We start from the raw sequence: 10004 nt of genomic DNA on the forward strand, positions 1-10004 counted from the left end.
GTCTCTGCCCAACAATCTGGGGGCTGGCAAGAGTGGGCATGCATCGCTATTTGATGGCGCATGACAGACACCGCTCCGCTACCTGTGCAAGCCACTCCGCAACGTGCGCGCAAGCCCGATTGGATCAGGGTGAAGGCGCCGACGAGTCCGGGCTATAACGAAACCCGGAAGCTGATGCGGGAAAAGGGGCTGGCCACGGTCTGCGAAGAGGCAGCTTGTCCGAATATCGGGGAATGCTGGACCAAGAAGCATGCGACCGTGATGATCCTGGGCGACGTGTGCACGCGGGCCTGCGCCTTCTGCAACGTCAAGACCGGCATGCCACGCAAGGTCGATCCGAACGAACCGCAGAATCTGGCCGACGCCTGCGCGGAAATGGGGCTGGAGCATATCGTCATCACCTCCGTCGATCGCGATGATCTGCCCGATGGCGGCGCTTCGCAGTTCGTGAAGGTGATCGAAGCGTTGCGGCGGACGACTCCGGATACGACGATCGAGATTTTGACCCCAGATTTCCGAAACAAGCATGAACGAGCAGTCGAGATGATCGTGGCTGCGCGGCCGGACGTCTATAATCATAACCTTGAGACGGTGCCCCGTCTGTATCCGACGATTCGCCCCGGCGCGCGTTACTATGCATCGCTGCGGTTGCTGGAGACAGTGAAGAAGCTGGACCCGTCGATCTTCACCAAGTCGGGGATCATGCTGGGCTTGGGTGAAGAGCGTCTGGAGGTCCATCAGGTGATGGACGACATGCGTTCGGCCGACATCGATTTCCTGACCATGGGACAATATCTGCAACCTACGCCAAAGCATGCCAAGGTGATGGAGTTCGTGACCCCCGCGGCGTTCAATGCCTATGCAGGGATCGCGCGTGCCAAGGGATTTTTGCAGGTCGCATCGAGCCCGCTGACCCGTTCCAGCTATCATGCGGGCAAGGATTTCGCCGAGATGCGGGCGGCGCGTGAGGCTCAGTTGGCACGGGCAGCGCGCTGAAAACATGCCGAAGCATCACGAAACAAGGCCACTTCCCTACACGCCTGACCAGATGTTCGACCTTGTTTCGAATGTGGCGTCCTATCCTGAATTCCTGCCGTGGATCAGCGCGATACGCGTTCGTCAGGACAGTGATTCGGAGATGGTCGCTGACATGATCGTCGGCTTCAAAGGCATCAAGGAAAGCTTTACGTCGCGCGTGCACAAGCACCGGCCTGATTTCGTGCGCGTGGACTATCTGGAAGGCCCGCTCAAGCACCTGCACAACCAGTGGCGGTTCCGCGATGACGGGAAGGGTGGCGTCCTTGTCGATTTCGAGGTCGAATTTGAGTTCAAGAATCGGCTGTTCGAGATGATCGCCGGGCAAATGTTCGACAAGGCCCTGCGCAAGATGATCGGGGCGTTCGAAACCCGTGCGGCTGAACTTTACGGCGACTCGGGCAGCAGAAGCTCAAGCGCGCAAAGCGCCGCCTGAAGGCGCACGCCGCCCCGCCCGCTATCCTCAAAATGGCGCATGTCAGCGACGACCTTGTCCGGGTTGCCGCCCCGTTCGGCGCGGGCGAAAACGACGGTGCCCACCGGCTTTTGCTCTGATCCGCCGCCGGGGCCAGCGATGCCCGTAATGGCAACGGCTACATTGGCGTGGCTTTTGGTGAGAGCGCCCTGCGCCATTGCCCAAGCGGTGGCGATGGAAACGGCCCCGAAGGTTTCCAGCACATCCTGAGAAACCTTCAGCAGCTCATTCTTCATGTCATTGGAATAGGTGATGAATCCCGCTTCAAAGACCTCCGAAGACCCGGCGATTTCGGTGAGAGCAGCGGACACAAGGCCGCCGGTGCAGCTTTCCGCAACAGCGATGGTGCGGCCAGCGCGGCGATTGGCGATGATGACTCGCTCGGCGAGGTCAACCAACGGGGCGGGGAGGATGCGATCTGGCATGGGGTCAGAATAGCGCGGGGAGGGAGATGGTTGCAACGGCTTGTGCAGCAATGCCTTCGCGGCGTCCGGCAAAGCCCAGGCGTTCGGTGGTGGTGGCTTTCACGCTTACCCGGTCAAGGGGGATGCCGAGGAGATCGCTGATCCGCTGACGCATGGCATCACGGTGAGGGCCGATCTTCGGCGCCTCGCAAATGATCGTGACGTCGATATGGTCGATGCGGCCGCCCCGGGATGTTACGCGTTCCCCGGCATATTCGAGGAATCGGGAGGATGCCGCACCGCGCCATTGTGGATCTGACGGGGGGAAGTGACTGCCGATGTCCCCTTCGGCAAGAGCGCCGAGCATGGCATCGACGATCGCGTGGATCGCAACATCCGCATCGCTGTGCCCCGCCAGTCCCTTTTCATGGGGGACCTGAACGCCGCAAAGCCAAAGCTCCTCGTCCGCAGCGAACCGGTGCACATCATAGCCCATGCCGACGCGGGTCGTTCGCTGTGATGCCAGAAGCGCTTCGGCCCGGATGAAATCCTGGGGGTAGGTCAATTTTTCCAGCCTTTCGTCGCCGGGAACCAGAGTGACGTCATGGCCCGCGTGTCGCAGCATCTGGGCATCATCGGTGGCTTCGCGCCCATCGTCCCAATTGCGATGCGCGGTGAGGATGGCATCAAAGTGAAATGCTTGTGGGGTTTGCACCCGGAAGAGCGCCGATCGATCCACAATGTCGCCTGCGAGGTCGCCCGCTGACCTTACCAATGTGTCAGCAACGGGCAGGGCCGGGATGGCGCCCGGCGCGAAGTCGAGCGCGGCCAGCAGTTGATCGATCATGGAAGCGGACAGGAAAGGACGGGCAGCATCGTGAATCAGCACTCTGTCCGCGCCACCGGCGGCAGCGATAGCCTCAAGCCCGGCACGGACCGATCCGCGGCGGCTGTCCGCACCCTGGACGATAGACGTGACCTGATCTGCGTCGATCAGGGACCGCACTGTTTCCTCCTGCCCGGCGCCGATGACCAGGTAGACCGCACCGACTATCGGATGAGCCGCCAGCGCTTGAATGGAGTGGGCGATGATGGCCTTGCCCCCAATGTGACGAAATTGCTTGGGTACATCGCCCCCGGCGCGACTGCCCTGTCCGGCGGCGAGCACCAGCGCGGCGACCCTGTGATTGCTCCTTGTCATCGCAGCGCGTGTAGCGAACGGCGGATCGCTCCGCCAGACGGCTTGCTTGCCGCATCGCCGCTTTTCCGCTAAGGGCTGCCTGTTTTTTAGGCAAAGCTGGTGATGCGCATAATTTCCCCCATCTCCGTCGGTCCGGTGACGATCGACATGCCCGTTATCCTGGCGCCGATGACTGGCGTCACGGATATGCCGTTCCGCACTTTGGTACGCCGTTACGGATCGGGTCTGAACGTGACCGAGATGATTGCGAGCGCGGCGATGATCCGCGAGACGCGGCAGTCGCTCCAGAAAGCAGCCTGGCATCCGGTGGAGGAGCCGGTGTCGATGCAGCTTGCGGGCTGCTCACCGCAGGAGATGGCCGAAGCGGCGAAGCTGAATGCCGATCGTGGCGCGGCGATCATCGACATCAATATGGGTTGTCCGGTCAAGAAGGTGGTGAATGGCGACGCCGGTAGCGCTCTGATGCGCGACCTGCCTCTGGCCGCCGCGTTGATCGATGCGACGGTGAAGGCCGTCGATGTTCCCGTGACCGTCAAGATGCGCATGGGGTGGGATCATGCCAGCCTGAATGCCCCTGAACTGGCGCGGATTGCGCAGGATCTGGGTGCGAAGATGATCACTGTGCATGGGCGGACCCGTTGCCAGATGTACAAGGGTAGCGCCGATTGGGCGTTCGTGCGGAATGTGAAGGATGCAGTGTCGTTGCCCGTGATCGTCAACGGAGACATCTGCTCGATCGAAGATGCGGAAACGGCGCTGGAGCAGAGCGGCGCGGACGGCGTCATGATTGGCCGGGGCGCTTATGGGCGGCCTTGGCTGATCGGACAAGTGATGCACTGGTTCCGCACGGGGCAGCGCCTTCCCGATCCTTCGCTAGCCGAACAATATCAGCTGATAACAGAGCATTATCGTGCGATGATCGAGCATTATGACGGCCTGACGGGCGTCAACATGGCTCGCAAGCATATCGGTTGGTATACCAAGGGGCTCACCGGATCGGCGGAGTTTCGTAACGCTGTCAATCAGGAGCCGGATGGCGACGTGGTGCTTGATATGCTGGCGCGCTTTTACGAACCGCTGATTGCACAGGACGGAGCGATCGAGACGCGCAAGGCGGCATGACGATGCCACTGAGCACCATCCCGCCGCCCCCGATGCAGCAGGATGTACCATCACCGTCGGAATTGATGATCGCACTCCCCGTGGCGACATTGATCGTAGCGCCGGACAACAGCATTGCCGATGCGAATGTCCGGGCGGAAACTCTGCTCAACATGGCGCGATCCGCGATCGTGGGAAGTGACGTCACGCGCACGGTTCGCATGGCAGACGCGAGTTCGCGCTTCGACATTTGGCATAGCAGCAAGCCGATCGCCGCCTATGACGTCAAGGTGCATGCGGGGCGAACGGCGGAGATGGAAGTCGATCTGATGATCGCGCCGATTGTCGATCATGAGGGTTGGCGGGTGGTGTCGATCCACGCTCAAAGCCATGCGCGGCAAATTGGTCATCGTGGCACCCCGGGCGGCGCGCGATCGGCCATGGGCGCCGCGGCCATATTGGCCCATGAGATCAAGAATCCGCTGTCCGGCATCCGTGGCGCGGCGCAGCTTTTGGAGTCCGGCAACGATGGACGCGACGCGGTGCTGACCCAGTTGATCTGCAATGAGGTCGACCGGATCGCCGCCCTGATCGATCGTATGCAGGATTTCACGACCGATCACAGGCTGGAATGCCGACCGGGCAACATCTATCCCATGATCGATCGCGCGGCCAACATCGCCGCTGCCGGTTTTGCAAGAAATATCAGGATCATAAAACGTTACGATCCATCATTGCCATTTGCCGTCATCAATGACGATGCGCTTGTGCAGATCATGCTCAACCTGCTGAAAAATGCCGCTGAGGCGCTGGACGAAGTCGAAGAGCCCTGCATCCGCGTTGAAACCGCGTTCCGCCATGGCGTGTCGGTCGTGCTGGGCGATGGAAAGGGCAGCGCGGTACTGCCGATCGAGATACTGGTCATCGATAATGGGCCGGGCGTGCCCGAACATATATTGGATCACCTCTTCAACCCCTTCATCACCGGCAAGCGCGATGGGCAGGGGCTGGGGCTGGCGCTGGTGGACAAGCTGGTGCGGGACATGAATGGGTTCGTCCAATATTCACGCGATCCAGACGCGGGCGAATCGACGTTCCGTATCCTGCTTCCGATGGGGATGGGAGCATGACGACCACGGGGTCGATACTGGTCGTCGATGACGATCCCGCCATTTGCATGGTGGTCGGGGAAGCGCTGCGTCGGCAGGGACATAAGGTAAAGACCGCGTCGTCCATTCGGGAGCGTAGCGCCCTGATCGACAGTTTTGCGCCGGATGTGCTCATAACTGACGTCATGCTGCCGGATGGCGATGGCCTGGACGGCGTCGCGGAGATCCTGGAGCGCAGGCCAGACCTGAGCGTGATCATATTGTCGGCACAGAACACATTGAACACGGCGATCCGCGCCACGGAGAAGGGGGCCTTCGAATATCTCCCCAAGCCGTTCGACCTCAATGAATTGGCACGGGCGGTTGGTGATGCCCTTGGCATGAACAAGGCCGAGGAGGGCAATCAGGAGGATGGCCTTCCCCACGACGGACTGCCTCTCGTTGGTCGATCCCCTGCCATGCAGGAGGTTTACCGGACGATCGCGCGGGTATTGTCCAACGATCTTAGCATCCTGGTGCTGGGGGAGTCGGGTACGGGGAAGGAACTTGTCGCAGAAGCAATTCATGCGCTGGGGCAACGCCGCACGAAGCCATTTGTCGCCATCAACATGGCGGCAATTCCGCGCGAACTGATCGAGGCCGAACTGTTCGGTTATGAGAAGGGCGCGTTTACGGGGGCCAATGTCCGCACCGCAGGGAAATTCGAGCAGGCACAGGGCGGAACCCTCTTCCTCGACGAGATCGGCGACATGCCGATGGAGGCGCAGACGCGCCTGCTGCGGGTCTTGCAGTCAGGCGAGGTGACGACGGTTGGCGGATCGAAGCCGGTGCGGGTGAATGTCCGCATCGTTGCAGCCACGAACAAGGACCTTCCCAAGCTGATCGAGGAAAACAGGTTCCGGGAAGATCTTTATTACCGGCTGAATGTCGTGCCCATCCCCTTGCCTGCGTTGCGCGAGCGACGGGAGGATGTGATCCTGCTCGCAAGGCATTTCCTGGAACGCGCCGCGCAGGAGGGGCTGCCCCGAAAGACGTTGTCGGACGATGCCGCGCAACTGCTGATGGCCTATCACTGGCCGGGCAATGTCCGTGAGCTTCAGAACCTGATGCAGAGACTGGCGGTGCTCAGCCGTGAGACCGTGATCGCGGGGGAGGTGTTGCGAAACAGCTTGCCGCTGGACCTGGTGCCTCCGGATTATGCCGCGCCCGCCGATCAATTGGTCTTGGCCGTGCGCGAATGGGCAAAACGGCAGTTGGGGATCGGCATCGGACAGCCCAACCGCAATCTGCATGATGATATGCTGGCCGTCGTCGAGCCGATCCTGTTGCAGGAAACGCTGGCGAGCGTGGATGGTAACCAGATCCGGGCGGCCGGGTTGCTGGGGATCAACCGCAACACATTGCGCAAGAAGTTGACCGACTATGGTTTGGACCCGCTGCAATTGCGCGTGTCGGACTGAGCCGGGACGAAACGACACAGGTGTTCGGCCAAGGGACAATCTGTCCCAAATACTGTGTTTGATCAGGCACGGCGTTGTTGTAAGAAAGCCACTATGGAAGGTGCAGTGACTCTCTCCACGCGAGGTCGGGCATGGAAGAGATATTTTCCGCCCTTCCTTCGACGTCATCTCGCTCCGCTGGTGGAGGCCGTTACGCTGATGCTGTTCCTTGGGACAGCGGGCATCACCTATTTCCTGTTGTCAGGCCAGGGGCAGTCATACACGCTGCTTACGCCGCCGATCGTCGCGTTGCTGCTGGTGGGAAATCTGGTTCCGGCGATCGCGCTTCTCGTGCTGCTTGGACGCCGGGTCGCGAAACGCCGCGCCGCCCAATCCGCGATAGGCAGCGACGGGCAACTTCACGTCAGGCTGGTGGCCATCTTCTCGATCGTGGCCAGCGTGCCGATGTTGCTGGTCGTCATCTTTGCCTCGCTGTTATTCCAATATGGCGTGCAATTCTGGTTTTCGGACAGCGCGCGCGGGATGTTGCAAAATGCCAGCGACCTCGCGCGCGGCTATTATGAGCAGAATCTTCGCGAGGTGGGGGACGAAACGGTCACCATGGCGAGCGACTTGCGGGATTATCTCGGCCAGTCGAAAGTATCGAGCCCGCGCTTCGCCGAAGGCTATATCTACCAGGTCGTCACGCGAAAACTCAATCGTTCGGCAATCATCGAGGTGGGCAAGGATGGCGTGGCTCGCACCGCTGCGACGGTCGACCCGGATAGCCGACCTGCCTCAGAAATGCTGTCGCCTGATGTCATCAAGAGACTGGAGGCAGGCGAAAATGTGGTTGTTGCAGCAAAGCCAAACCAGATTCAGGCGGTGACGCTGCTCTACCCCGGCGCGAAAATCTATCTTTATGCCACTAGGGATTCCGGTTCGACCGCGTTCAGCAATGTGGAGCGCGCGCAGAAGGTCCTGTCCGACTACGATATCTTCGCTGCCCAATCACGCGCGCTTCAGCTGCGATTTAACGTCGCTCTGTTCGTAGGATCGCTTCTGCTGGTCGGTATAGCGGTCTATATCGCGTTGGCGGTTGCGGACTGGATGGTTCGCCCAGTGAACGAGTTGGTGACCGCAGCCCGACGGGTAACCGCAGGTGATCTGTCCGCCCGTGTCACCAGCCCGCAGTCTCGGGATGAGATCGGCACGCTCGCCTCTGCCTTCAACAGGATGACCCAGAGGCTGGAGGCGCAGACAGGCGCGCTCGTCGCCGCGAACAGCCAGTTGGATGAACGTCGCGCCTTCATCGAAGCCATCCTGTCAGGTGTTTCCGCAGGCGTGTTGTCGGTGGACAGGGAAGGGGTGATCCTGCTTCTCAACAGTTCGGCCGCCGCTATTCTGGTGAAGGACGGCGATGATCCGGTAGGGCGACCGCTGAGCGCCGTTTCGCCGGAACTGGCGGCTCTCATTGCTTCGGAGGAGGGGGCGGGGATCGTGCAGACGCGCGCGCATGGCGAAGTGCGGACCTTGGCGGTCAAAGTGTCCGAAGACGCATCGCGCCATATCCTGACGTTCGACGACATCACGCAGCAATTGTCCGATCAGCGCCGCGCCGCATGGTCAGACGTGGCCCGCCGGATTGCGCATGAGATCAAGAACCCGCTGACGCCCATCCAGCTCGCGGCGGAGCGCTTGCAGCGCCGCTATGCCGAGGAAGTGACGAGCGACAAGGCGACCTTTACCCGCCTGACCGGGACCATCGTCAGGCAGGTAGGCGATCTGCGGCGTATCGTGGATGAATTCTCCTCGTTCGCGCGGATGCCCAAACCTGTGTTCCGCCGCGAGGCTGTTGCGGATATCGCCCGTCATGCCCTGTTCCTGCATGAGGTGGCGCATCCCGACGTCAAATTTGAATTCCATGGCGGGCCGCATGATATGGAACTGGTCTGTGACAGGCGGCAGTTGGGGCAGGCGCTGACCAATATCGTCAAAAATGCCGTGGAGGCTATCGAACCCAAGCCCGAACCTGCCGAGGGCGGAGCCCGTGGTCATGTTCGCATGACGGTCGGTCAGGAGGACGGCAATCTGCTCATCAACGTCAGCGATGACGGGGTTGGGCTTCCGCCGGAGCGGGAGAGGGTGCTGGAACCCTATATGACGACCCGCAGCAAGGGGACGGGCCTGGGGCTCGCCATCGTCAAGAAGATCGTCGAGGAACATATGGGCGAAATCCGCCTGGAAGATGCGGAAGGCGGAGGGACGAGCGTTACGTTGCGCTTCCCCACTGCCGCTCTTGAGAAATTGGAAGAAGGGCAGGTCGTAGCATTGCCCAAGGGAAAAGTGACAGCCAATGGCGCTTGATATTCTGGTAGTCGATGATGAAGAGGACATCCGTGATCTGGTCGCGGGCGTGCTTGAGGATGAGGGCTTTACCACTCGCACCGCTGCCAACAGCGACAGCGCGATCGAGGCGCTGGATACCAGACGTCCTTCGCTGGTCCTGCTGGACGTCTGGCTTCAGGGGTCGACGCTGGATGGTCTGGAATTGCTGGACGTCATCAAGCAGCGCGACGCGACCATTCCGGTGCTCATGATTTCAGGTCATGGCAATATCGACACGGCCGTGGCCGCGATCCGCAAGGGCGCGGCGGACTTTATCGAAAAGCCATTCGAAGCCGACCGGCTGCTGCATCTGGTCGCGCGCGCTACCGAAACCGAGAGATTGCGACGGGAAAATCAGGTCCTGCGTGCCCGGTTTGGACAGGATGACGAACTGACGGGCACTTCAGCCGCGATCAATGCGGTGAGAGCGACGATAAAGAAGGTCGCCGGAACGGGCAGCCGGGTGCTGATTTCCGGTCCCGCGGGCGTCGGCAAGGAAGTCGCGGCGCGCATGCTTCACAGCTGGAGCGGGAGGGCTGACGCGCCCTTCATCGTCGTGGCGGCGGCGCGCATGGACCCCGACCGGGTGGAGGAGGAGCTGTTCGGTGTCGAGGATCCCAGCGGCCTTGTGCGTCCCGGCTATCTTGAGCAGGCGCATGGCGGCACGCTTTACCTTGACGAGATCGCCGACATGCCCGTCACGACGCAGGGCAAGATATTGCGGGTTCTGACCGATCAGAGCTTCACGCGCGTGGGCGGGCAACGGCAGGTGAAGGTGGACGTACGCGTCATCTCTTCGACCGCGCGGGACCTGGCAGCAGAAATCGAGGAACGGCGGTTCCGGGAAGACTT

8 protein-coding genes and 1 pseudogene are annotated in these 10004 nt (G+C 61.1%); 7 read left to right on the forward strand and 2 right to left on the reverse strand.

Annotated elements, in window-relative coordinates:
* Window positions 1–38 precede the first annotated feature (38 nt).
* Window positions 39–996: pseudogene (gene lipA, locus ACYU81_RS13735) on the forward strand (lipoyl synthase).
* Window positions 997–1000: 4 nt separating this feature from the next.
* Entirely contained in the window at window positions 1001–1471 is a 471-nt protein-coding gene (locus tag ACYU81_RS13740) for a type II toxin-antitoxin system RatA family toxin (protein WP_460988065.1), read from the forward strand.
* Here the strand turns inward: ACYU81_RS13740 and ACYU81_RS13745 are convergent.
* Both ACYU81_RS13745 and ACYU81_RS13750 read right to left on the reverse strand, forming a co-directional pair.
* Window positions 1423–1935, reverse strand: a complete 513-nt coding sequence (locus ACYU81_RS13745; RefSeq protein ID WP_196226101.1) for a CinA family protein — start codon at window positions 1933–1935, stop codon at window positions 1423–1425. The genes ACYU81_RS13740 and ACYU81_RS13745 overlap by 49 nt on opposite strands.
* Window positions 1936–1939: 4 nt before the next feature.
* Window positions 1940–3115 (reverse strand): bifunctional 2-C-methyl-D-erythritol 4-phosphate cytidylyltransferase/2-C-methyl-D-erythritol 2,4-cyclodiphosphate synthase, encoded by a 1176-nt coding sequence (locus ACYU81_RS13750; protein WP_460988066.1) that lies wholly within the window; start codon window positions 3113–3115, stop codon window positions 1940–1942.
* A gap of 102 nt (window positions 3116–3217) precedes the next feature.
* On the opposite strand from ACYU81_RS13750, the gene dusB reads away from it, so the two are divergent.
* The 5 genes from dusB to ACYU81_RS13775 all read left to right on the forward strand — a co-directional run.
* Window positions 3218–4237 (forward strand): tRNA dihydrouridine synthase DusB, encoded by a 1020-nt coding sequence (gene dusB, locus ACYU81_RS13755; protein ID WP_460988067.1) that lies wholly within the window; start codon window positions 3218–3220, stop codon window positions 4235–4237.
* Window positions 4234–5346, forward strand: coding sequence for a two-component system sensor histidine kinase NtrB (locus ACYU81_RS13760; RefSeq protein WP_449472316.1), 1113 nt, complete (start codon window positions 4234–4236; stop codon window positions 5344–5346). Before dusB ends, ACYU81_RS13760 begins: the two co-directional genes overlap by 4 nt.
* A complete protein-coding gene (gene ntrC, locus ACYU81_RS13765) occupies window positions 5343–6785 on the forward strand; it encodes a nitrogen regulation protein NR(I) (RefSeq protein ID WP_460988068.1) in 1443 nt (480 codons plus the stop codon). Before ACYU81_RS13760 ends, ntrC begins: the two co-directional genes overlap by 4 nt.
* A gap of 93 nt (window positions 6786–6878) precedes the next feature.
* Entirely contained in the window at window positions 6879–9131 is a 2253-nt protein-coding gene (locus tag ACYU81_RS13770) for a sensor histidine kinase (RefSeq protein ID WP_460988069.1), read from the forward strand.
* The coding region (locus ACYU81_RS13775; RefSeq protein ID WP_460988070.1) for a sigma-54-dependent transcriptional regulator at window positions 9121–10004 on the forward strand (884 nt) is incomplete at its 3' end. The genes ACYU81_RS13770 and ACYU81_RS13775, both read left to right, overlap by 11 nt.

The sequence above is a fragment of the Sphingobium sp. TomTYG75 genome, from assembly GCF_054771635.1.

Coding starts and splice junctions, on each gene's coding strand:
- ACYU81_RS13750 (WP_460988066.1), bottom strand. CDS start 3,115: ATGACAAGGAGCAATCACAGGGTCGCCGCGCTGGTGCTCGCCGCCGGA.
- dusB (WP_460988067.1), top strand. CDS start 3,218: ATGCGCATAATTTCCCCCATCTCCGTCGGTCCGGTGACGATCGACATG.
- ntrC (WP_460988068.1), top strand. CDS start 5,343: ATGACGACCACGGGGTCGATACTGGTCGTCGATGACGATCCCGCCATT.
- ACYU81_RS13760 (WP_449472316.1), top strand. CDS start 4,234: ATGACGATGCCACTGAGCACCATCCCGCCGCCCCCGATGCAGCAGGAT.
- ACYU81_RS13745 (WP_196226101.1), bottom strand. CDS start 1,935: ATGCCAGATCGCATCCTCCCCGCCCCGTTGGTTGACCTCGCCGAGCGA.
- ACYU81_RS13740 (WP_460988065.1), top strand. CDS start 1,001: ATGCCGAAGCATCACGAAACAAGGCCACTTCCCTACACGCCTGACCAG.
- ACYU81_RS13770 (WP_460988069.1), top strand. CDS start 6,879: ATGGAAGGTGCAGTGACTCTCTCCACGCGAGGTCGGGCATGGAAGAGA.